This window comes from Novosphingobium sp. BAM6, from assembly GCF_057784955.1.
In genome coordinates, this window is the sequence record NZ_JBYNTR010000001.1 from 1,379,012 (window position 1) to 1,401,023 (window position 22,012).

Consider the following 22,012-nt stretch of genomic DNA (forward strand, 5'->3'; position numbering starts at 1 on the left):
ACGCACTCTAGTGACAGGCCTTCCAGCCTCCCGTGCGGCGCGCCTGATCGAGATGCAGGTGGTTGGCATGGGCGGCGTTGTAGTCCGGCGAGAGCACGGTCGAAAACGGCATGCACGCCGCATCGCGCACGGCGTGAAGGAAGGCCGAACGTTCGGGCTGGCCCGCTTTCGCCTTCCAATCGCCCAGAACCGTCACCCGCTGCCCGTCGGCAGTGACGAAAGCAGAGATATCGATGGCATTGCCGGTCGAGTGCTGGCTCCATGTCCCGGTCTTGCCGCCTCCGATCCTGCGGCAATTGTAAGTGCCCAATTGCTCGATCCGCACCACCGCAGAGTGCAGGAACAGCCGCGCCGCCGGCTGCACACCGTAGCGCAGCCAGTACGCGAGGCCTGCATCTACCGCGCACGTCGCCTGTGCCTTGCACGGGCGCAGCGCCACGTCGGCGACGGCCAGCGAGGCGATCCGCTCACGGTCGGACCTTCGACAGATACCGCTACCGATGGCGGGCAACGGCTCTGCCGGGATATCGCTGCGTTCGAGGAAAGCACGGCATGTCGGCAGATCGCCACGCACCGCCGCCAGCTTGCGCCCCGTCGCCCAGCCCGGCGGATCGCGCAGCGACAGCGGCGCCCACGGATCGTCCTCGGGGTGATCGTGCAACCATGCGCGGCCCGCCAACAGCAGGCTCGCGACCAGCAGCAGCGCCAGCAGGCCATGATCGAACAGGGAGAGCAGTCTTGCGCGCATTCCCTTGCGCCAACGCATCGCGCCCTTCTCCGGCTCCGCAAAAAGAAAGGGGAGCGATATGCCCCCCTTTCCTCATATCAGCAATGACGCGTAACGCATCACACCGGCGGCAGCGGTGCGTCGGCGTCCGTCTCGTGGACGTCCACCAGACCGCGACCGACATGGCTGCGGTTACGACTGTAGGCGAAATAGACGACCAGCCCGACCAGCGCCCAGCCGACGAACAGCATGATCGTCTCCTTGGAAAGGCTGAAGAACAGGTAGATGCAGCCGATGATCGCCAGCGGTGCGGTGATCATCAGGAACGGCGTGCGGAACGGACGCTTGCGCGAAGGGTCCGTGCGCCGCAGCACCACCACCGCGATCGACACCGCCATGAACGCGAACAGCGTGCCCGAGTTGGACACGTCCGCCAGCAGGCCAACCGGGAAGAACGCAGCGAACAGCGCCACGAAAATACCGGTCAGCACCGTCACGACGTGCGGGGTGTGGAAGCGCGAATGCACTTTCGAAAAGTACTCGGGTAGCAGGCCGTCGCGGCTCATCACGAAGAAGATGCGGGTCTGGCCGAAGATCATCATCAGGATGACCGAAGGCAGCGCGATGATGGCGGCAGCACCGACCAGCCAGCCGACGAACGGATGGCCAACCTGACGCAGCGTCCACGCCAGCGCTTCCTTCGAGCAGACCACGGCCTGTTCATGGATCGACGAACAGGCCGCCGAAAGCGCGGGCGTTCCCGGCGAGAGCACTTCATGCCCCGGACCGAACACCGGCTGCGCACCCACGGTGCCGATCACGCCTGCGGCCACCAGCATGTAGAAGATGGTGCAGATCAGCAGGCTGCCGATCAGGCCGATCGGCATGTTGCGCTGGGGGTTCTTGGTCTCTTCGGCGGCAGTCGAAACCGCATCGAAGCCCACGTAGGCGAAGAAGATCGACGCCGCCGCACCCGAGATACCCGCAAAGCCGAGCGGCGCGAACGGCGTGAACTGGCCGGTCTTGATAACCGGCAGCGTCAGCAGCACGAAGAAGCCGAGCGCCAGGATCTTGATACCCACCAGCACCGCGTTCACGGTCGCGCTTTCCTTGGTGCCGCGCACCAGCAGCGCCGTCACCGCCGCCGCGATCAGCATCGCGGGAAGGTTGATCACGCCGCCATCGAACGGCCCGCGCACCAGTGCATGCGGTATGCTTATCTGGAAGCTGGTGTTGAGCCAGCCGACGAAATAGCCCGACCAGCCGACAGAAACGGCACCTGCGGCGATCGCGTATTCCAGGATCAGCGCCCAGCCCACCATCCAGGCGACCAGTTCGCCCATCACGGCGTAGCTATAGGTATAAGCCGATCCCGATACCGGCACCATGGCCGCCATTTCAGCGTAGCACAGCGCCGCCACGGCGCAGACGAAACCGGCGATGATGAAGGAAAGCATCATGCCGGGCCCGGCCTTCTGCGCGGCTTCCGCCGTCAGCACGAAGATGCCGGTGCCGATCACGGCGCCGATGCCCAGCATGGTGAGCTGGAAAGCGCCCAGCGAGCGATGCAGAGATTTCTTTTCAGCCGTCGCCAAAATGGCATCTAACGGCTTTACACGTCCGAACATGCGGATGGACCCCCGAATTTCTGGATGGCCCGGACGCTAACGACATGTTCACGCTTGGCAAGGGCCTAGATGCGCTGGTTCCCCGGCTTTTCGCGAACCGGCCCCCTTGCCGCGTCGCTTTTTCCCGGTTCGGGACGCAGCGAATTGCCGACCCGATACGGGGGGGCTAGAAGAGGCGCATGTCTACCACTTTCCAGATCGACACCGCCACGTCGCGCGCCACGCCCACGCCTGCCCCGATGAAGCGGCTGACCGTCCCCGCCATCCGCCGTCGCAAGCAGGACGGCGTGACCGAAAATCCCCTCGTCATGCTGACCGCCTATACCGCGCGGCAGGCCCAGTTGCTCGATGCCCATTGCGACATGCTGCTGGTCGGCGACAGTCTGGGTCAGGTGATCTACGGCCTTCCCTCCAGCGTTCCCGTCACGATGGAAATGATGATCAACCATGGCGCCGCCGTGGTACGCGGCAGCTATCATGCGGCGGTTCTCGTCGACATGCCCTTCGGCTCCTACGAACAGTCCCCGCAGCAGGCCTTTCAGAATGCCGCAAGGCTGCTCAAGGAAACCGGCTGCGCCGGCGTGAAACTGGAAGGCGGCGAAGCGATGGCCGAGACGGTCGCCTTCCTGACGGCACGCGGCATTCCGGTGATGGGCCATATCGGCCTTACCCCGCAGGCGGTGAACCTGCTCGGCGGCTATAACGCGCGCGGTCGCAGCGAAGCGGAGGCCGCCAAGATCGTCGCCGATGCCCGTGCCCTCGATACCGCAGGCGCCTTCGCGATCGTCGTCGAAGGCGTGGTCGAGCCGATCGCGATCGAAGCCACCCGCGCCTGTGCCTGCCCGGTCATCGGTATCGGCGGCTCTGCCCAGTGCGACGGGCAGGTGCTCGTCGCCGAAGACATGCTCGGCCTGTTCGAGCGCGTGCCGCGCTTCGTGAAGCGCTACGCCGACATGGCAGGCCTCGTCTCGCAAGCAGCGGAGACTTACGCCCGCGAAGTGCGCGAGCGCAGCTTCCCCGGCATCGAGCAGACCTACCAGCCCAAAGCCTGACCGGCGGTTCAGTTCACCGCACCGAGCGCGCTGGCCTTCTCTGCCAGGGCCAGCGCCTCGGTACTGCCGCCATGCGTAACTGCGAGCGCATAGGCCAGCGCGCGCGTCGCCAGCGGACTGGCTCGCTGGAGGTCGTAGGCCCGACGTGCATCGCTCAAACCTGCAGGCAAATTTCCGCTCTCCACTTCCACAGCGGCAAGACGGCTCAGTACGGCCACATCGTTGCTGCCACCATTATCGCGCAGCCAGCGCAGCAGAGCAGCCGCGCGCAAAGGCCTTCCCTCTGCCTGCGCCTGCTGCGCCGTGGCCATCAGCGCGACCCGGCTCGCAGGATCTCGTGCCAATCGGGCCTGAACCAGCGCCACGGCACCGGCACGATCGTCAGCCGCATCGAGCGCGGCCAGCCAGCGCAGGAACAGCCCATCGGGGAAACGGATCCCTGCCGCCTGACGATAGAGCGCCATCGCCTGCTGCGGGTCGTGCGCAGCCAACGCCGCATCTCCGGCCAGCGAAAGGGCATCGTAGGAGCCGGGCGACTGTTCCAGTGCCGTCTCTGTCGCGTTCAGTGCCGTTTGTGTCCTGCTCTGTCCAAGCAGATCTGCCACGCTGGATGTGCCTGAAAGCACATGCAATCCGGGTTGAGGGCCCCTTGCCGCGCGGTCCAGCAGAACACCTGCTGCCTGCCGGTCGCCCAACGCCTCCTCCGCCCGCGCCACTACCGTCAGCAGGTAAGGCGTGGCATCCGGCTTCGATGCGACATCCGAAAAACGCTGGATTACATAGCTGTACTGCCCCGAAAGATAGAGCACGCGAGCCAGAAGATTCTCTCCCGCGCGGTCATCGGGACGTTGCTGAAGCAACTTTTCCAGCCAGTCCGACGATGTCGCATAATTGCCTGCATCCGCTTCCAGAACGCCATGCAGCAGCATGACGCCCGGCATCGTATCAAGCGTCGTCCCGGCCCGATCCAGCACCCCGCGTGCGAGCGTATATCGCCCTGCGCGGGAAGCTATAAGAGATTGAATATAATAGGCATTCGCGTTTCCGGGCGAAACCGTCAGAAGACGTCGCGTGGCAGCCAGTGCTGCAGTTCCCTGGCCCATGTCGCACAACGTCGCAGCATAGTCTGTCAGAACGCCAGCGTCTTAGGAATCGACCCTCAGGGCGTGCTCGAACAACGGCAGAGACGCCGCAAGTCCCTGGCTGTCGCGCAAAAGTTGTGCCCCGAAACGAAGAGCTTGCACGTTGTCCGGCGCGAGTTCGATAGCGCGCCTTGCCGCTGCAATCGCATCTAGATGGCGCCCTGCCGCGTAGTTCCAGCGACCGACTTCCACCCACAACCCGGCATCGTTCGGCGCCAGCGTCAGGGCTTTGCGATAGGCCTCTCCTGCAGCCCCGATATTCCCGGCCTGCAGTTCGACAAGCGCCAGATTACGCCAGCCCTCCGGTGCGGAAGGTGCATCAAAATCTCTTGCTTCCAGCCATTTACGAGCATTATCCGGATCAGACTGGACGATATATGCCTCGCCCATATAAGCCGCGACTTCGGCGTGGCTCGCCCCCCCTGCCAGCGCCGCACGCAGCTTCATCTCCGCAGCAATCCCATCCCCGCTGCGCAAGGCATCGCGCGCCTCTCCGATCAGGACACCCGGACCATCCTGTCGTGCAACAACAGCGGCAGGGTGAACGACCAGACTGGCCACCATTCCTGCCATGACCAAGAGCGGCACGACGAGCGCCACCAGAATGCGGGCGCCAGGAAGCGACTTGGGTGGCGGCAGCGAGCGACGGAGCCGCGCCCGATCAGGCCTGCAGTTCGTACTGCTTGAGAAGGTCATAAAGCGTCGGTCGGCTGATGCCCAAGAGCTTGGCCGTACTGGAAATATTCCCCTCGCTACGCGCCAGGGCATGGCGAATCACCTTGCGATCCGCCTGCTCGCGTGCGGCCTTGAGGTTGAGCGCGCCGAGCACCTGCTCGTCGGGATCGAGCAGGTCGAGATCTGCGGCACTCACCAATTTTTCATCAGCCATGATGACGGCCCGCTTCACCCGATTTTCAAGTTCGCGCACGTTACCGGGCCAGTTCCATGCATCGATGGCAGCCAGTGCGTCGATGGAAAAGCCGCGCACCTGTGGGTTCATCTCACGCGCATGCCGCTGCAGGAACACCTTGGCGAGCAACACCGCATCTCCTGGACGCTCCGCAAGCGCAGGAATTCGCACGACAATTTCAGCGAGGCGATAATAGAGATCTTCGCGGAAACGCCCGTCCGCAATCATAGCCTCAAGGTTCTGGTGCGTAGCGCAGACGATCCGTGTGTCGACCGCGATTGCCTCTCGCGAGCCGATCCTCTCGATAACCCGCTCCTGCAGAAAACGCAGAAGCTTCACCTGAAGCTGAAGCGGAATGTCGCCAACCTCATCCAGGAACAGCGTACCACCGGCAGCCTGCTCGATCTTTCCCGGCGTCGTTTTAACGGCCCCGGTAAAGGCCCCCTTTTCGTGCCCGAAAAGTTCACTCTCCAACAGGTTTTCGGGAATAGCTGCGCAGTTTATGGCCACAAACTGCCCATGCGCACGGCCACTTGCCTCATGCAGGCCCTTCGCCAGCAGTTCCTTGCCGGTTCCGCTTGCGCCCAGCAGCATGACCGAAACCGAAGTACCCGCAACCCGCTCGATAGTCCGTGCGACCTTGACCATTTCAGGCGCTGCCGTGACCAGGCGCCCCAACACCTGTCCGCCTTCATCCACACGTTCCGCCAGCCGGCGATTTTCGTCTTCCAGTCGGCGCAACTGCTGCGCACGACGAACGATCAACCCAAGTGCATCAATGTCCACAGGCTTCTGGTAAAAGTCATAAGCGCCACGAGCGATCGCCTGCAGAGCGCTCTCACGGGCATTATGTCCGCTCGCGACGATAATTTTCGTATCCGGCTTGATTGCCATAATCTCATCCAGGACGGCGAACCCCTCGCTCGTCCCGTCCGGGTCCGGCGGAAGACCAAGATCCAGCGTCACAACGTCAGGGGCCTCGGCACGCAATAACGCAATTGCCGAGGCGCGATCTCCTGCCAGAACGACATCAAAATCCTCGTAAGCCCACTTTAGCTGCGCCTGCAGGCCGGCATCGTCCTCGACAATGAGAAGTTTGGGGAGTGCCTTGAGGCCTTCATCACTCATCATGCTACTTTCTGGTGCGTTTCATCGGATACGGCACCTGCTGATCCCGATTCGAGAGAGGCCGTGGCGAGCGGTAAATGGATCGTGAAACGCGAGCCCAATCCTTCACGGCTTTCCACATCCAGCCGCCCATGCATCGCCCGGACAAGCTCGCGCGCTTCGAATGCACCGATCCCGAAACCGCCAGACTTCGTGGACACGAAAGGCTTGAACAGGCGACTGCGCACAAATTCGGCTGACATACCAGAACCGCTATCGACCACATCGATCCTGGCGCTGAGGCCTTCTGCGATCAAGGAGAGGCAAATCGGTGCATTCTCGGAACTCGCATCAGCGGCGTTCTGGACAAGATGGACCAGAACCTGTTCCAGCGAATGCCCATTGGCAATGATTGCCAGATCGGCTGCTGATGTCACATAGACGCCGTGTCGCCCCGCAAATCGATCGGCTACGGCTTGTACAAGTGGCGCTGCGCGTATCACCTCGACGCGCTCCACCCCGCCGGTCCCGTACCGTGACAGCCTGGCGATCAGGGCATTCAACTTTTCCGAAGAGCTTCGCAATGTCACCAGCATATCATCGCGGAACGCCTTCTTTTCCGCGTGAAGTTCAGCGTTGCGGGCAAGCAGGCTGAACTGGCTGGCCAGATTCTTGATGTCGTGCATGACAAAGGCAATGCGGCGATTGAACTCGTCGAACCGGGCCGAATCCGCAAGCGCCTCCTGGCTGCTGTTTTCCGCCAGAAACGCTGCGGCCTGCTGCCCCATTACGCGCAACAGATCGAAGTCCTCCCAATCCAGACGCCGCGCCATCGGCGGCCGCGCCAGCAAGACCATGCCAACGATCCGCTCGAAGTGGATGAGCGGCACCGCAGCCCAAATCCGGCTGTCATCAAGAAGCCAATCGGGAACGTCATTCGCCTGAGGCCAGAACTCACTTCCATCGCCGCGCAAATCATCAAGATCGATGATAAAACCGCTCTTCTCGAAATAGCCCACGTGAAGGGCATCCCATGCAACGGAAGGAACCTCCAGATCGGGCCAACTGAACCTCGCGGCAACAGCCAGATCACCGCAATCTGCCGGCGTCAGAAGCACCCCTGCCGGGCAGTCGAAGACGTCCGCAACCGCCTGAATGACACGTTCCCCGATCGGCCGTGCCCCGGCAACGTCGCTGGCGACCGTACGCGCGAAGCGCAACCACTCATCGCGATAATCGTAGCGATGCTGGAAGAAGTGCTTAACCAACATGACACGCATCCAGGCCCTCAGCCGGCGCGAGGGCAGCACGACCAGCGCCAACCCGCTTGCGAATGTCAGAAAGGTGAGTTCGACAAGGCTTGCCATGTCACCGCCCGCATAGGACAGCCATTGCCCGACAACCACCATCGCGATGAGATAGAGGCCGATGACCAGCAACGAAAATGTCTGGAACGCGACGGCTCTCGACGGCCGCAAACGCAGCGCATCCGCATCGCGCGCAGTTGCAACGCCCATGCAAGCAGCCAACGCCAGCGCTGCAGCGCCTCGAAAGGCCGCCAACTCCAACGGCCAACGATCAGCCAGATAAGCCACTGTATAAAGGTTAAGCTCAAAAGCCCAGACAACGGCTATTCCAAGCACCGGCCAACGCAATATCCGGCGGGCGTCGGTCGCTGCGCCAACGTATAGATTATGGATCAGTACCAAGCCGCCCACTGTTGCCAGCAGCCGGAATAGAAGTTCCACGCCCGTCGCAACCGCCTTGACATCAGTCTCCAGAAGGCCGGTTGCCAAAGCAATATCCAGAATGACATGCAATATCTCGACGAAAGTCAGAGAAAGTATGACCAGACGCACCGGCGCGACGTTTTCTTCCCGGCCATCAGCCAGAAACATGCGATAAATGGCAAAAAACCACCCTACGTTTCGGGCGCTTTCCAGCACCGAAGGGAATGTGCTGTCCACACCTTCACTGCCCAGCGCAGCATCAACAAGGCACCATACCGCCGTCAGCACCAGCGCGATCAAGACCGGCGTTCCTGCTGCGCCAAGACGATCGCGACGCGGTAGCAGACACAGAACAGCGGCAAACATGGCACTGGCGGCGGTCACATCCAGCGCAATACCGATACGCTCCCAGGTACTGGCGGCAAACAGCACGTTCATCGCGCGCCCTCGCTCCACAGTACGACCCGCAGCGTCTGCAGGATGATGATCAAATCGAGAAACGGCGTGTAGTTCTTGGCGTAGTAAAGATCGTACTCGAGCTTGTTGCGCGAATCCTCAATCGAAGCACCATAGGGATAATTGATCTGTGCCCATCCGGTAATGCCGGGCTTCACCATGTGACGCTCGGCATAGTAGCGCAATTGCTCCTCGAGTTCGGAGACGAACTGCGGGCGTTCCGGGCGCGGGCCGACAAAGCTCATCTGCCCTTTGAGCACGGTCCAGGCCTGCGGAAGTTCGTCGATACGCACAAGGCGGATGAACCGTCCGATCCGGGTGACACGAGGGTCGTTCTTGGATGCCCATTGTGCGCCCGCAGCTTCCGCATCCGTACGCATGGAGCGAAGCTTGATGACATGAAACGGCTGCCCGTACAGGCCGACACGCACCTGACGGTAAAACGCCGGCCCTTTGCTGTCGATCTTCACCAGAAGCGCAAAGAGCAGAATCACCGGCGCCGTGATCGCCAGTAGCAGCGCACTGACACAGATATCGAAAATCCGTTTAGCAGCGCTGGATATGGCTCGCCCGGAAGAGAAGCCATCCGAAAAGATCAACCAACTGGGATTGACGGTGTCAAGATCGACACGCCCGGTCTCTCGTTCAAGAAAGCTCGAGAATTCATTAACATGCACGCCCGCCGTCTTGATCCTCAAGAGATCTTTCAGCGGCAGCGCGTTACGGCGTTCCTCAAGAGCAAGAACGACTTCACTAACCCCCATATTCTCTACGTGACGGGTCAGATTGTGGATCGCAGCGCGTGAAATCGCTTCCTCGACCACGGGCGACCCATCGCTCATGCCGACATAGCCGACGATGACAAAGCCGCTCTCGGGCCGCTCGGCTAGATCACGCAGGCGCTTCGCCCGCTCACCCGCGCCAAGCACAAGGACCCGGCGCCGAAACGCCGATGTACCCAGAACACCACCCAGCAGCAGCCGGTTGAGGATCAGCAGCACGATGGCAAAGGCCATGGAATAGGCCAGGGTGGACCGCCAGAAGTTCTGTCCGCCCGTCACGAAATCCACGAAGGATAGTGCAATGACGCCTAACGAAATCGCGACCAACAGGCGCGCTGCGGCAAAGCGGATGGAGCGTAATGCCTCCCCCCCGTAAACGCCGACAGCCATCATCGCGAGCGAGATCACGACAGCGAACGCCCCATGCCCCCCAGCGCGATCGGCGAATGTCCCTGCATTCATGCCAATCTGGTCGGCGCGCAGCCGCCACGACAATTCATTGGCGCCGACAAGCAACAGCACATCGACGAGCCAGAGCAGAATCACCGCATGGGGAATGTAGTGTTTGAAAAGACGAATCATCGTCGAGTGCCAATCATCCTTGCACGCTCAGCGTTCACCATGCCAAGCTAGGATGAAAGACGTAAAATGTCGGTAAATCTGACAGCATTAATGCCATTTACCGCGCCAACCGGCGGAAATCCGCCAATCGCCTTACGATTGCTCTGTCGGCATGCTTTACAAGCCTACGCCAAAATACGGCAATCGCGCATGTCATCTTCAGGAATGGTGCCCCTGGCCCGACTCGAACGGGCACGCCTTGCGACAAACGATTTTGAGTCGTTCGCGTCTACCATTCCGCCACAGGGGCACATAACCGGACGTGGAGGCGGCCTTAGCCGCCTACGCGCCCTTGCTCAAGTCAGTCTTTCAGCGCCGTCGCAACGATCTTGTGGAGACGCGAGTGCAGCGCATCATTGCCTGCCAGAATCTCCGTATCGCAAATTACGTTCGAGCGCCCCTTCCAGTCGGACACGAAACCACCGGCCTCGCGCACGAGCAGGCAGCCAGCCGCCGTATCCCAGGGCTTGAGGTCCGCTTCCCAGAAGCCTTCGTAACGCCCTGCCGCGACCCAGGCCAGATCCAGAGAAGCAGCGCCGAAACGACGGATCCCGGCAACCTGCGGCGCCAGAGCGTGATAGATCTTGGTCCACTGCCCGGCATCACCATGCCCGGCGAACGGAATACCGGTCGCGATGACGCTTTCGTCAAGATGACGACGCGATGAGACACGCAGGCGTGCGTCGTGGAGCCATGCCCCCCGGCTTTTTTCGGCCCAGTAGCTCTCGTCCGTTACCGGGTTGTAGATCAGCCCGGCAGTCACCTCTCCCCAGCCCTTTCCATCCAGACGCGGTTCCTGGACGGCGATCGAAATCGCGAAATGCGGAATGCCGTGCAGGAAGTTCGTGGTGCCGTCGAGCGGATCGACGATGAAGCGCGGCTTGTTGGGATCGCCCTCGATCTCGCCGGCTTCCTCGAACAGGAAGCCCCAGTCCGGGCGAGCAGCACGCAGTTCGTCCCAGATCGTGCGCTCGGAAGCCTGGTCGGCCTTCGACACGAAGTCTGAAGGCCCCTTGCGGCTGACCTGAAGGTGTTCGATTTCACCAAAATCGCGGCGCAGACGCGAACCCGCCTTACGGGCCGCCTTCTCCATCACGCGAATGAGACCGGAAATGGCCATTTCAATCTACTCTTTAGTAAGTGCCAACAGCGGGAGACGAGATAGTCCCCCGCTGCATGATATATCAGCGACCGCTGGAAGCCGAAGCTGCGCCGTCCTTGTCGGTCGGGCCGACGGCAGCGCCAGAGGGAGCAGACGGCCCACCCGGCGCCGCGCCCGACTTGGCCTCGGCAGGGTTGTAACCACAGATCATCACCATCGCGCTGAGCAGCTCGCTCATGTTCTCGCGATGGATCTTCTCCGGATTCTGCCTGATCACTTCATCCATCGAATGCGTGATCTTACCCAGCGAGTTGTTGTAAAGGCAGCCGACCAGCGCACCCTTGGCAGGCTGGTCAACGTTCTTCGATTCAAGACCGCTGATCAGCACCTTGAGGTACAGCATCGCGTTTTTCACTTCGGCTTCCGAAGCGGGCGGCTGCGGCAGCGAAGCGGCGGGAGCATGCGCAACCGGCTTGGCTGCTGCCTTCTTGGCAGGCGCTGCGGCCAGAGCAGGCGTTGCCGCCACGGCGAAAGCCGCGGCTGCCAGGATCGTGGTCTTGAACGTGTGCATCAATCTGCCTTCCTCACGTAGGCCTTCTCGTAGACTTCGACGATGATGCGCGTGCCGCTCTCGATATGAGGCGGAACCATGACGCGCACGCCGTTGTCGAGAATGGCCGGCTTGTAGCTCGACGATGCCGTCTGTCCTTTGACGACGGCATCGGCTTCAACGATGGTCGCCTCGACCTGTTCCGGCAACTGAACCGAGATGGGACGCTCTTCCCACAGCTCGAGCAGAACCTGCATGCCGTCCTGCAGGAAGGCAACGGCATCGCCGAGCAGATCGGAAGGCAGCTGGATCTGGTCGTAGGTCTCGATGTCCATGAACACCAGCTGGTCGCCTTCGACATAAAGGAACTGGAAGTCCTTGGTATCGAGGCGCACGCGCTCGACCGTATCGGCGCTGCGGAAACGCACGTTGGTCTTGCGGCCATCAATCAGGTTCTTCATCTCAACCTGCATGAAGGCACCGCCCTTGCCGGGCTGGGTATGCTGGGTCTTGGCGACCTTCCAGATACCCTTTTCGTATTCGAGAATGTTACCGGGGCGAATGTCGACGCCGCTGATCTTCATGAGCTTGAGCCTTGACCTGGGAAAGAGCTGTCCAGCCCGTACAGGGCAGGAAGGATTGCGCCCTTAGCTTACCGCCGTGCCTGTGGCAATTGCTTCGCGGCGGTGCTAGCGCTGGGTGCCATGAACCGTACCCTGCCGACCTCCCGTATTTTCCGCAGCACCGCCGATATTCGGCGCGCCTTCTCGCGGCTCGCCGCCTCGGGTATAGCCTTGGTGATGCTCGGCACAACAGGCAGCGCCATCGCCTCGAAGGGGACGCCCCCACCGGTACCTGGCGGTCCGCTGCATACCTTGCCACTAGGCCACTATGAGTGCGAGATGCCCGGCGATGCAACTGGCGCAGTTGGCAAGCCGATGGACAGTTTCGACTTTCAGGTCGTCATCGGCTCCAGCTACAAAGCACAGGGCGTGCGAGGCAGTTATCTTTACACTGGAGAAAAGGTCCAGATGACAGGCGGCGTCCTGAAAGGCCTGGCATTCCACCGGATATCCAACGGCTTCCTGCGCAAGCTCAATGCCGACGGCACCGATAGCGACATGCGCTGCGTACTATCCGCCCACGTAAAGTAACGCAGCAGCCGAAACACCGGAGCGATTCATTCGTTCCGGGCTGATGCCCAGAGAAATTGAAGAAACGGCGCCTCCCGCTCCACCGGCGACACTGGATGCGATTCGCGCCAATATAGTGCTCTACGCCGCACTTACAGCGAATGTCGGCATCGCCATTGCCAAATTCATTGCCGCCGCGATCAGCGGGTCGTCCTCCATGGCCACAGAGGGCGTTCATTCGCTCGTCGACAGCGGAAACCAGATCCTTCTTCTTCACGGCCAAAAGCGCGCCGCCCGCCCACCCGATGCAGCGCACCCCTTCGGCTACGGCCGCGAACTCTATTTCTGGGCATTCGTAGTTGCGATCCTGATCTTCGCAGTTGGCGCCGGCGTTTCGATCTACGAAGGCATCGACCACATCCGCAACCCGCACCCTATCGCGGACGCAACGCTGAATTACATTGTCCTTGGCATTGCATTTCTCCTTGAGGGCGCCTCGTGGATAGTGGCTGTCCGGGAATTCGATACGGGACGGGGCAAACTTTCGTGGTGGCAGGCCGTTCACCGCTCGAAAGATCCGTCAGGGTTCATCGTGCTGTTCGAGGACAGCGCGGCACTGATCGGCCTGATCATCGCAGGCCTGGGCGTGTGGGGCAGTGGCCATTTCGAAGATGCGCGGATCGACGGCGCCGCTTCAGTCGCAATCGGCATGGTGCTGGCCTGCGTAGCCATGCTGCTCGCGCGGGAAGCCAAGGGTTTGCTTATCGGGGAAGCTGCAGACCCAGAACTTATCGGCCGCCTTCAAGCCGTACTGGACGCAGAACCGAACATCGATGCAGTAAATCACATCCGCACCATCCATACGGCGCCGAAGGCTGTATTTGTCGCCATCAGCGCGGACTTTGCGGACAGTTTGCCCATGGGGGAAGCTGAAACGCTGATCGAGCGACTGGAAGAGCGCATGAAGGCGCTCTCCCCTGCCATTACATCGATCTACATCCGCCCGGAAAAACGCGAAAACGCCTTCACCGGTCACTCGAAACAGCTCTCAGAGATCGTTTGAAAAATGCCTTTGAGAGGCATTTTTGAGGCGGCGCCGGCCCTCTCCCCCACCCTGCCACCCGCAGGATACTACCGTTGGGTGGCAGGGTGGGGGAGAGGGCTGGCGCCGTAAAATTCGCTTTCCGCGAATTTTCAAACGGACTCTCAGATCAGTAGACGCCACCGAACTGCGAGGCGAAGTCCTGCTGGTCTGCTTGCTGTTGTGCCTGCGCGGCATGCTGGCGAGCATCGCGTGCATCACGAATCTGCGCGACCAATGCATCGCGACGACGCGTAAATTCGTCTTCTGCCGTATACTTGCGCGGTTCCATATCGGGCTTGAACGCTTCCCAGATAACCGCCGCCTTGGGATCGTCGGTCGGCTCGACCCCGAAGACCCGCTTACCGGTGACACGGTCGATACGAACCATGCGGATACCCGCCGGCGCGGTCAGCGGACTCGTGCTCCAGCGCTCGCGCGTCGCCTCGATCACACGCTGCATGACCGGAGCGGCGATGCGACCGCCTTGCGCCGCGCCGCCAAGCGAACGGGGATTATCGTACCCAAGGTAGACGCCGCCGACATAGTCCTGATTGCCGCCCATGAACCAGACGTCGGTCGGGCCGTTGGTGGTGCCGGTCTTGCCGAACAACGGCAGGTTCAGTGCCCGCAGGCGTGCGGCCGTACCGCGGATCACAACGCCTTCCAGCATATGGATCACCTGATATGCCGTGTCGGCATCGATTACCTGTTTGCCCTTGCGCTGGATACGCGGCATCGGTTTGCCGTCCCACTGGGGCATGTTGCACGCATCGCAGTGGCGGCTGTCCGAAGACCAGATCACTTTACCGTTGCGGTCCTGCACATAGTCGATGAACGACGAGGGATACTGCACGCCGTCATTCGCCATTGCCGAATAGGCATTGGTCATGCGGTAGACAGTGGTTTCACCTGCGCCCAGTGCGAATGAAAGATAGGGTTTGTAATCGCCTATCCCGAAATTGTGGAACGTGCGGATGACGCGCGGCATTCCCGTTTCATTGGCGATACGCACAGTCATCAGGTTGCGCGACTGCTCAAGCCCCCAGCGCAGCGTATGCATGCCGCCGCCGCCTTCGTTGCCGAAGTTGCGGAAACACTTCTGGCCGAGCGATCCGCCCTGATAGACGCAGAACGTACCGTCGAGGACCTGCGAGGCCGGGGTCATGCCCGCCTGAAGTGCCGTGGCATAGACGAAAGGCTTGATCGTCGAGCCCGGCTGTCGTTCGGCCTGAATGGCACGATTGAAGCTGCCAAGACCGGAATCGAAGCCGCCCTGCATGGCCAGGATACGGCCGCTACCGGGCTGCTCCAGAATCATGCCACCCGAAATTTCGGGAATGGTCCTGACCGCATACGTGCTGGCAGATACCGGCTCGGCGACGACGACGTCACCCACTTTGGCGCGGTCCGGAACATTCGTCAGCGATGCGGTTTTTCCGTCGGTAAAACCAATCTGACTGCCGTCGAGAATTACGCCCACCCGCCAGTTCTTATAGTGAACCGACTTGTTCGACACGATCAACTGTGTCTGCCAGTTATCCAGCGAACTGATGTGCGCAATTGGCCCATGCCAGGGGCCGTTGCCCTGGAATTGCAGCATCTGTGCCCGCAGCGAATCGCGAACCGCACCTTGCATTTGCGGATCGAGCGAAGTTCGCACCCACAGTCCGCCTGCATAAACGCTGTTCGGTCCATCCTTGGCATTCTCGCCATACTTGTCGATCAGGCGCTGGCGCACCTCTTCGATGAAGTAACCATACGACGGATCCCAGGCGTCGGCACGCTGTGTCACCAGCCCCAGCGGCTGGGCCTTGGCATCTTCTGCGGCAGCGCGGCTTGCCCAGCCATTACGCACCATCTGATCGAGCACCCAGTTTCGGCGCTCGATCGCCCGGTCTTCCGCCTTCTTTCGGCCATAGATCTCGGGCGCGCGCGGCAGGATCGCAAGAAACGCGCTCTGTGCGAGCGTCAGCTGATCGACGTCCTTGTCGAAGTAAGCCCGCGCAGCTGCCTGCACGCCGAACGAGCGGCGACCCAGAGGGATCTCGTTGAGGTACAACTCAAGGATCTGCTGCTTGGTCAGCGCTTCCTCGATACGGCGGGCGACCACCATTTCCTTGAGTTTGCGCGTAACCGAATATTCGTCGCCGATCAGGATGTTCTTGGCAACCTGCTGGGTGATCGTCGAGCCGCCCTTGGCGCGCGCTCCGGAGCCGAACTTCGAGGCATAATCGAGAACCGCCCCCGCCAGACCGCCCAGATCTACGCCGCCGTGCGTCCAGAAGGTACGATCCTCCGCTGAAAGGAAGGCATTGTAGACCTGCGGCGGAATATCCTGGAAGCGCAACTGGACGCGGCGTTCACGCGCATAGCTGTAGATGATCGCACCGTCGCCATCACGCACCATGGTCGGCAACGGCGGCTGATAGGTCAGCAGCGTATTCGCATCGGGCAAATCCCGCGTGAAAACAATCCAGAGCCCGGAAAGCGCGACAAACCCCGCCAGAAGGAGATAGGAAAAACGACGCAACCACTTGCGACGCTTCCAACTGGCAGCGATCCTGCCTGTCAGGCCGCCGAAGCGACCGCCTCCCTTGCGCCGCAGCGTGTAATGTCCATCTGGACCTTGCGGCTCTTCCGGTTCGAATGTGGCGTCGGTCATTGCCGCAGCCCTCTAGCACGAGCCATTTAGGCAAGACCAGACACGAGGCGCCTCAAAGACCGGATTTCGTAGCAAAATAGATGCGGATCGCCCGAGCCACGGCATCGGCGATCACCTGGCGCCCTCGAGAAGAGCCTAGAAACACGGCATCTTCCGGATTGTTGATGTAACCGGTCTCGAACAGGATTGAAGGAATATCCGGGGCTTTCAGAACTGCCAGCGCCGCAGTCTGCACATTGTCGCGATGAAGCCCGGCCTTACCGGAAAGTTCGCGCAGAAGAATGCCCGCCATCCGCGCCGACTGGACCTGCGAGCCGCGCTGTGAAAGGTCGAGCAGGATCGAGCCTACACCCTGATCCACATGCGAAAGCGCCACCCCGTTGATTCTGCCGTTCTGTGCATCGCTTGACGCAAAGCGCTGCGCAGCCTCTTCAGAGCCCTTCTCCGAAAGTGCATAGACGCTTGCACCACGCGCGGTGTTTTCCGGCGCGCTGTCCGCGTGGATCGAAATAAACAGATCCGCGTTCAGGCGACGCGCAATCTCTGGACGATCATGCAGAGAGACGAACCGGTCCGTATCGCGAGTTAGCGCCACACGAACGCCTCCCTGTTCGATCAGGCGCGCTCGGACCGCCAGCGCAATTGCCAACGCCACATCCTTTTCGTGCAGCCCACCCTGCCCTGCTCCGGGATCGAACCCACCATGACCTGCATCGATCACCACCAGCGGGCGCGATGGATCGGCAGGTCCATCGATACGAGGCAACCCGACAGCCAGGCCCGGCATCGGCATATCGAAACGCAGCACCGCACTGTCGTCAGCTCGAGCAGCCATGACGGCAGCGTGCGAAACCAGCACCAGTACGATGGCCGATACCGCCGCTGCGATGCAAGCGATCACCAACGGCAATGACAAGGCGCGACGCGACATGAACAAAGGTTAGGGCGCAGAAATCGCCTCGACAATTCATCCCCGGCAGTTTCCCCCGAAATCGTTCTGGCCCCAATTCCCGACAGCCCCGCCCACGCAACGAAAGTTCCTGTGCTGTCACCTCCTTGTAACTTGCCGTTCAGGAACAGGGATGCTAGGCCACTCAGGCCGGAGCCCGACGAGCATCCCGGCCACGTGCCTTGACCGGATATTGAAATCCGGGCTGGTTCCGCCAGTAGACGCCGTGGCTCGGATTGCAGAAACACTGCTCCCGGCACGACCTCCGGAAAAATCCTTTTCCGGATCAGCAGGTTGACGCGAGTCATGAGAAGTACGTTGCAGTCCCGCCAGCCAATGCCCGTCAGGGCATGGCCGGTATTGCTGCAACGCGCCGCGCGATTTCAATCGCCGCGCGGCCTGATGGCTGCAGTCGCATTGCCCGCCATAGGCGCGGGCCCGATCGACACATGTCTTTTCGCGATCAAGGCACCGGATCGCCTGGATCATTACTTTACCCTGCCCTGCAACGCGATGGGCTCCGCCGCTTTCGGCGAGCATGAACCAGCCGCGTCGGGCACCCCCGAAATTGATGGCGCCCTCCCGGAAGATCCGGTCGGACAGCGGCGCCAATGGAGATATTACAATGGCAACGCGCATGCTCATCGATGCGCGCCACCCGGAAGAAACGCGGGTGGCGGTCCTCAAGGGACACCGGATTGAAGAATTCGACTTCGAGTCGGCTGACCGCAAGCAGCTGAAAGGCAACATCTACCTCGCGAAGGTAACGCGCGTGGAGCCCTCGCTTCAGGCTGCCTTCGTCGATTTCGGCGGAAACCGTCACGGCTTCCTCGCCTTCAGCGAAATCCATCCGGATTACTATCAGATCCCCAAGGAGGACCGCGAGGCCCTGCTGGCGGAAGAAGCCGCGCACGCCGAAGAGGAAGCCGCGCTGCGCGCCAGCGAGACCGACGAAGAGGATGATGGCGACGATTACGAAGACGGCGGCCTGACCGAAGTCGATACGTCCGAAAAGGATGAGGTCGCGATCCTCGAAGATGGCAACGTCGAGCGCGGCTTCGACGAGGACGAGGAAGAAGAAACCGAGGGCGAGAACACCGGCCGCAGCCATCGCGGACGCCGCCGTCAGGGCGGTCGCAACTCCGGACGCTCCAAGGAAGCTGACGACCTGCGCGCCAAGCGCATGGCACTGCGCCGCCGCTACAAGATCCAGGACGTAATCCACCGCCGTCAGGTGCTGCTGGTTCAGGTCGTCAAGGAAGAGCGCGGCAACAAGGGCGCTGCCCTCACCACCTATCTCTCGCTGGCTGGCCGCTACTGCGTACTCATGCCGAATTCGAGCCATGGCGGCGGCATCAGCCGCAAGATCAGCTCGGCCTCGGACCGCAAGCGCCTGAAGTCGATCATCGCCGAGCTGCAGCTGCCGCGCTCGATGGGCTGCATCGTCCGTACCGCCGGACTCCAGCGCACCAAGACCGAGATCAAGCGCGATTTCGATTACCTTGCCCGCCTGTGGGACGAACTGCGTGAGCGCACGATGCACTCGGCAGCCCCGGCCCTGATCCACTCGGACAGCGACCTTATCAAGCGCGCCATCCGCGACATCTACAACCGCGACATCGAAGAAGTCGTTGTCGAGGGCGAGGATGGCTACCGCGCCGCACGCGACTTCATGAAGCTGCTCATGCCCAGCCATGCGCGCAAGGTGAAGCCCTACTCCGACCCTGTTCCGCTGTTCCAGCGCTTCGGCGCCGAAGACCAGCTGACCGCGATGTACGATCCGGTCGTTCAGCTGAAGTCGGGCGGCTATATCGTCATCAACCCGACCGAGGCACTGGTCTCGATCGACATCAACTCGGGCCGCGCCACCAAGGAGCATGGCATCGAACAGACCGCGACGGCCACCAATCTTGAGGCTGCGCACGAAATCGCCCGCCAGTTGCGCCTGCGCGACATGGCCGGCCTCGTCGTCATCGACTTCATCGACATGGAGTACGGCTCCAATGTCCGCAAGGTCGAGAAGGCGATGAAGGAAGCGCTCAAGAACGATCGCGCCCGCATCCAGGTCGGCCGCATCTCCAGCTTCGGCCTGATGGAGATGAGCCGCCAGCGCCTGCGCACCGGCGTGCTGGAATCGACCACGCGCTCGTGCCCGCACTGCGATGGCACCGGCCTTGTCCGCACTGCCAGCTCGGCAGGCCTCTCGGCACTGCGCCTGATCGAGGACGAAGCCGCCAAGGGTCGCGGCATCGTCATCCAGCTGTTCGCCAGCACGGAAGCCGCCGTCTACCTGCTCAACACCAAGCGCGCGGATCTGGCGGATATCGAAGCTCGCTACGGCGTGACCGTCGAGGTCATCCCCGAGGGTGAGAACGAAGGCGCCAAGATGCGTGTGGGCTCGTCGGGCCCCCGCAACGACTTCGTGCCCCGCTTCGACCCGATCGCCGAAGAGGTCGAAGACGACTTCATCGAGGACGAGTACGCCGAAGAGGAACTGGAAGAGGCCGAAGAGCGCGCCGCAGCGCCCGCTTCCAACGAAGATGGTGGCTCGCGCCGCAAGCGCCGTCGCCGTCGTCGCGGTCGCGGTCAGGACCGTCAGGACGATCAGGCCAATGCCGGCTCGCCCGAGGACGAAACCGCTGTCGACGTTGAAGGCGATGAGGGCGAAGATGCGGAAGCCGACGCCCCCGAAGGCAGCGACGATGCTCAGGCACCGAAGAAGCGCCGTCGTCGCGGAGGCCGTCGTCGCCGTGGCCGTCGTGGCGATGAAACGGAAGCGCTGAACGAAGGCGAGACCGAAGGTGAGGCCGAAGACGAAGAAGCGCCTGAGGCCATCGAAGCCGCTGACATCGAGGTCGAAGCAGCGCCTGTCGTCGAAGCTCCGGCTGAGGTGGCTGCCGAAGCGCCCAAGAAGCGCACGCGTCGCAAGAAGACCGTCGCATCCGACACGGTAGCCGACGAGACGGCCGCCGTTGCCGCAGCGACGCCGGAACCGGCAGCAGCCGAGGCCGAAGTGGCAGAGAAGCCGAAGCGCACGCGCCGCAAGAAGGCCGATGCCGCTCCTGCGGAAGAAGCGCCTTCCGTCGAGGCGGAGGCTGCGCCGGAAAAGCCCAAGCGCACGCGCCGCAAGAAGGCGGACGCTACACCTGCGGAAGAAGCTCCGGCTGCCGTGGAAGAAGCACCGGCCAAGCCCAAGCGCACGCGCCGCAAGAAAGCCGACGTGGAAGCCGAAGCCGCAGCGGAGCAGGCCCCTGTCGCTGAACCTGAAGCAGTTCCGGCCGCCCAGGAGGACGCCCCCGTCGAAGCCCCGGCTGACGGCGCAGCGGCTCCGCGTCGCGGCTGGTGGCAGCGCACTTTCGGCGAATAAATAAGCCGATCTGAGGAATGAGGGGGCGCGCCATTGTCTTCACGGGCAATGGCGCGCCCCTTTTTTCATGCGTGCTTTCGACCGATGGCGTCAGACGCAACTGCACGTTTTATATCTTCAACATGCCTGAAGGGCCTCTCCCCCCTTGCCCCGGGCCGCTGAATCGCTAGAGGGAGGATAAACATACGCGGCTTCGGCCCAACGCAAGATAATGGGGATTTGTTCATGGCGACCTTCAGCCTCCCGGCCAACAGCAAGATTCGCAAGAACGGCAACGTCCACAAGGCCGAGGGCGCGACGCGCGTGAAGAAGTTCACCGTCTATCGCTATGACCCCGCCTCCGGCGAGAATCCGCGCTATGACTCCTTCGAGATCGACCTCGACAATTGCGGGCCGATGGTCCTCGACGCGATCATCAAGATCAAGAGCGAGATGGACCCGTCGCTGACGTTCCGTCGTTCGTGCCGTGAAGGCATCTGCGGTTCGTGCGCCATGAACATGAACGGTGCCAACGGCCTTGCCTGCACCACGGCTATCGAAGACCTCAAGGGCGATATCCGCATCACCCCGCTGCCGCACATGGACGTGATCAAGGACCTCGTTCCGGACTTCACGCATTTCTATGCGCAGTACGCTTCGATCCGTCCCTGGCTGCAGACGGTTTCGACGACGCCTTCGGGCAAGGAGCGTCTGCAGAGCCCTGAGCAGCGCGAGAAGCTCGACGGCCTTTACGAGTGCATCCTGTGCGCCTGCTGCTCCACGTCGTGCCCCAGCTACTGGTGGAACTCCGACAAGTTCCTCGGCCCGGCAATCCTGCTTCAGGCCTATCGCTGGCTGGCCGACAGCCGCGACGAAATGACCGGCGAGCGCCTTGACGAGCTGGAAGATCCGTTCCGCCTCTATCGCTGCCACACGATCATGAACTGCGCGAATGTGTGCCCCAAGGGCCTTTCCCCTGCTCGCGCCATCGCCGAGATCAAGAAGATGCAGGCAGAACGACAGGTCTGACG

17 protein-coding genes and 1 tRNA gene are annotated in these 22,012 nt (G+C 61.8%); 5 read left to right on the plus strand and 13 right to left on the minus strand.

Translation table 11 applies throughout. The features are described from left to right. Positions 1–7 precede the first annotated feature (7 nt). Positions 8–766, minus strand: coding sequence for an extensin-like domain-containing protein (locus tag AC3EC3_RS06375; RefSeq protein ID WP_488488768.1), 759 nt, complete (start codon positions 764–766; stop codon positions 8–10). Positions 767–846: 80 nt separating this feature from the next. Beyond that, positions 847–2,355, minus strand: coding sequence for an amino acid permease (locus tag AC3EC3_RS06380; RefSeq protein ID WP_488488769.1), 1,509 nt, complete (start codon positions 2,353–2,355; stop codon positions 847–849). Positions 2,356–2,534: 179 nt separating this feature from the next. Between AC3EC3_RS06380 and panB the strand changes: the two genes are divergently transcribed. Further along, on the plus strand, positions 2,535–3,407 hold the full coding sequence (panB, locus tag AC3EC3_RS06385) for a 3-methyl-2-oxobutanoate hydroxymethyltransferase (RefSeq protein WP_488488770.1): 873 nt from the start codon (positions 2,535–2,537) through the stop codon (positions 3,405–3,407). An 8-nt stretch (positions 3,408–3,415) separates the two neighbouring features. Here panB and AC3EC3_RS06390 read toward each other — a convergent pair whose 3' ends face one another. The 9 genes from AC3EC3_RS06390 to efp all read right to left on the minus strand — a co-directional run bounded on the left by AC3EC3_RS06390 (position 3,416) and on the right by efp (position 12,391). Then, positions 3,416–4,510 carry a tetratricopeptide repeat protein gene (locus tag AC3EC3_RS06390; RefSeq protein ID WP_488488771.1) on the minus strand — a complete coding sequence of 365 codons (1,095 nt, stop codon included), beginning with the start codon at positions 4,508–4,510 and terminating at the stop codon, positions 3,416–3,418. 42 nt (positions 4,511–4,552) lie between these two features. Next, positions 4,553–5,149: a tetratricopeptide repeat protein gene (locus AC3EC3_RS06395; RefSeq protein WP_488488772.1), complete on the minus strand. Its 597-nt coding sequence runs from the start codon at positions 5,147–5,149 to the stop codon at positions 4,553–4,555. 61 nt (positions 5,150–5,210) lie between these two features. After that, positions 5,211–6,587: a PEP-CTERM-box response regulator transcription factor gene (gene prsR / locus AC3EC3_RS06400; RefSeq protein ID WP_488489218.1), complete on the minus strand. Its 1,377-nt coding sequence runs from the start codon at positions 6,585–6,587 to the stop codon at positions 5,211–5,213. Continuing rightward, positions 6,587–8,734, minus strand: coding sequence for an XrtA/PEP-CTERM system histidine kinase PrsK (gene prsK / locus AC3EC3_RS06405; protein ID WP_488488773.1), 2,148 nt, complete (start codon positions 8,732–8,734; stop codon positions 6,587–6,589). The genes prsR and prsK overlap by 1 nt, the downstream gene beginning before the upstream one ends. Further along, positions 8,731–10,116 (minus strand): TIGR03013 family XrtA/PEP-CTERM system glycosyltransferase, encoded by a 1,386-nt coding sequence (locus tag AC3EC3_RS06410; protein WP_488488774.1) that lies wholly within the window; start codon positions 10,114–10,116, stop codon positions 8,731–8,733. The genes prsK and AC3EC3_RS06410 overlap by 4 nt, the downstream gene beginning before the upstream one ends. A 205-nt stretch (positions 10,117–10,321) precedes the next feature. Then, positions 10,322–10,405 (minus strand) — tRNA-Leu (locus tag AC3EC3_RS06415). A gap of 51 nt (positions 10,406–10,456) precedes the next feature. Next, on the minus strand, positions 10,457–11,275 hold the full coding sequence (locus AC3EC3_RS06420; RefSeq protein WP_260923619.1) for an inositol monophosphatase family protein: 819 nt from the start codon (positions 11,273–11,275) through the stop codon (positions 10,457–10,459). 64 nt (positions 11,276–11,339) lie between these two features. Next, entirely contained in the window at positions 11,340–11,828 is a 489-nt protein-coding gene (locus AC3EC3_RS06425) for a hypothetical protein (protein WP_488488775.1), read from the minus strand. Continuing rightward, on the minus strand, positions 11,828–12,391 hold the full coding sequence (gene efp, locus AC3EC3_RS06430) for an elongation factor P (protein WP_488488776.1): 564 nt from the start codon (positions 12,389–12,391) through the stop codon (positions 11,828–11,830). The genes AC3EC3_RS06425 and efp overlap by 1 nt, the downstream gene beginning before the upstream one ends. Positions 12,392–12,511: 120 nt before the next feature. Between efp and AC3EC3_RS06435 the strand changes: the two genes are divergently transcribed. Both AC3EC3_RS06435 and AC3EC3_RS06440 read left to right on the plus strand, forming a co-directional pair. Further along, the gene (locus AC3EC3_RS06435; RefSeq protein WP_488488777.1) at positions 12,512–12,961 is read left to right on the plus strand and encodes a hypothetical protein; all 450 of its coding nucleotides are present in this window, start codon (positions 12,512–12,514) and stop codon (positions 12,959–12,961) included. 43 nt (positions 12,962–13,004) lie between these two features. Continuing rightward, positions 13,005–14,003, plus strand: a complete 999-nt coding sequence (locus AC3EC3_RS06440) for a cation diffusion facilitator family transporter (RefSeq protein ID WP_488488778.1) — start codon at positions 13,005–13,007, stop codon at positions 14,001–14,003. A gap of 148 nt (positions 14,004–14,151) precedes the next feature. Here the strand turns inward: AC3EC3_RS06440 and AC3EC3_RS06445 are convergent, their stop codons facing one another. Continuing rightward, positions 14,152–16,686, minus strand: coding sequence for a penicillin-binding protein 1A (locus AC3EC3_RS06445; RefSeq protein WP_488488779.1), 2,535 nt, complete (start codon positions 16,684–16,686; stop codon positions 14,152–14,154). Between the two features lie 52 nt (positions 16,687–16,738). Continuing rightward, positions 16,739–17,410, minus strand: a complete 672-nt coding sequence (locus AC3EC3_RS06450; protein WP_488488780.1) for an N-acetylmuramoyl-L-alanine amidase family protein — start codon at positions 17,408–17,410, stop codon at positions 16,739–16,741. Between the two features lie 850 nt (positions 17,411–18,260). On the opposite strand from AC3EC3_RS06450, the gene AC3EC3_RS06455 reads away from it, so the two are divergent. Beyond that, positions 18,261–21,002 (plus strand): Rne/Rng family ribonuclease, encoded by a 2,742-nt coding sequence (locus tag AC3EC3_RS06455; RefSeq protein ID WP_488488781.1) that lies wholly within the window; start codon positions 18,261–18,263, stop codon positions 21,000–21,002. A gap of 225 nt (positions 21,003–21,227) precedes the next feature. After that, the gene (locus AC3EC3_RS06460; RefSeq protein WP_488488782.1) at positions 21,228–22,010 is read left to right on the plus strand and encodes a succinate dehydrogenase iron-sulfur subunit; all 783 of its coding nucleotides are present in this window, start codon (positions 21,228–21,230) and stop codon (positions 22,008–22,010) included. The last annotated feature ends 2 nt before the right edge of the window (positions 22,011–22,012 follow it).